This window comes from Wenjunlia tyrosinilytica, assembly GCF_014646055.1.
Classification (GTDB): domain Bacteria; phylum Actinomycetota; class Actinomycetes; order Streptomycetales; family Streptomycetaceae; genus Wenjunlia; species Wenjunlia tyrosinilytica.
Genome location: NZ_BMMS01000126.1, coordinates 1 through 1,826, shown reverse-complemented (window position 1 = coordinate 1,826; position 1,826 = coordinate 1). Strand labels below are relative to the sequence as shown.

1 protein-coding gene is annotated in these 1,826 nt (G+C 66.0%); it reads right to left on the bottom strand.

Annotated elements, in window-relative coordinates; translation table 11 throughout:
* On the bottom strand, positions 1-1,826 hold a 1,826-nt coding region (locus IEY86_RS35810), incomplete at both ends, for an amino acid adenylation domain-containing protein (protein ID WP_189136076.1).

Genomic DNA, 1,826 nt, shown 5'->3' with positions numbered 1-1,826 from the left:
TGAGGATGGAGTCGCCGCCGAGTTCGAAGAAGTTGTCCTCGACCCCCACGCGTTCCAGACCCAGCACATCGGCCCAGATCCCCGCGACGATCCGCTCGCTGTCGGTCCGCGCCGGCACAAACCCGCCACAAGCCCGGCTGAAGTCAGGAGCCGGCAGCGCACGCCGGTCCACCTTCCCATTCACACTCAGCGGCAACCGGTCCAACACAACAAAAGCAGCCGGGACCATGTAATCGGGCAGCACCTCCGCCACATACGAACGCAGCACCGAAACGTCCGGGGCGACGCCCTCGGCAGCCACCACATACCCCACCAACCGCTTGACCCCCGGCTGATCCTCCCGAGCCACCACCACACACTCGGCAACACCGGCACAAGCACCGAGCACCGACTCGACCTCAGCAGGCTCGATACGAAAACCACGCACCTTGACCTGATCATCCACACGCCCCACGAACTCCAGCACACCATCACCACGCCACCGCACCACATCACCCGTGCGATACATCCGCGACCCACCCGGACCGAACGGATCAGCAACAAACCGCTCCGCCGTCAAACCAGCCCGACCCCAATACCCCCGAGCCACCCCCTCACCCGCAACAAACAACTCACCCACAACCCCCGGCGCCACCACACCCAACCCACCATCAAGAACATAAACCCGCACATTGTCCAACGGCCGACCAATCGGCACCACATCCGGAACACCCCCCACATCCCCCATCACAAAACACGTCGCAAACGTCGTCGTCTCCGTCGGCCCATAACCATCCACCACCCGCAACCCCCCACACGCCCCCAACACCGCACGCACAGCACCGGCAGAAACCACATCCCCACCCGTCCACACCTCCCGCACCCCCGCCAAACACCCCGGATCATCCTGCGCCAACAACCGGAACAACCCCGCCGTCAACCACAAACCCGACACCCCGAACCCCGACACCACCCGCCGCAACACCCCCGCATCCACCACACCCGCAGGCGCCACCACCACCGTCCCACCCCGCAACAACGGCACCCACAACTCATACGTCGACGCATCGAACGCCACCGGCGAATGCAACAACACCCGCTCATGCCCACCACCGCCAAAACACCGCCCGAACACCAGCGACACCACATCCCGATGCCGCACCACCACCCCCTTCGCACACCCCGACGACCCCGACGTGAACATCACATACGCCGCATTCTCCGGATCCACCACCACCCCCGGCCCACCCACCGGCCACCCACCACCCGACCCATCACCAGACCAATCACCAGACCCCCCACCCGACACCTCACCCGACCCACCCGGAAACACCGCCCCCACCTCAGCAGCCGTCACCACCACACCCACACCCGCCTGCGCCAACACCGACCGCCGACGCCCCACCGGCGCCCGCCCATCCACCGGCACATACACCCCACCGGCCTTGACCACCGCCAACAACGCCACCACCAACTCCACCGAACGCTCCACCACCACACCAACCCGGTCCTCAACCCCCACCCCCGACCGCACCAGCCACCACGCCAACCGATCCGACCACACATCCAACTCCCCATACGTCAACCGCACCCCACCCGAAACCACCGCCACCGCACCCGGAGCACACCGCACCCGCTCCCCGAACAACCCACCCAACGACCCCCACGGCACCGGGAACGACGTCGCATTCCACCCCCCCACCACCAACCGCCGCTCACCCTCCGACAACAACGACAACCCACCCAACACACCACCAACACCACCACCAACAACACCCGACAACACCAACCCCAAACGCCCCGCCAACCCCTCCACCGTCCCCACATCGAACAACGCCGGGTCGTAG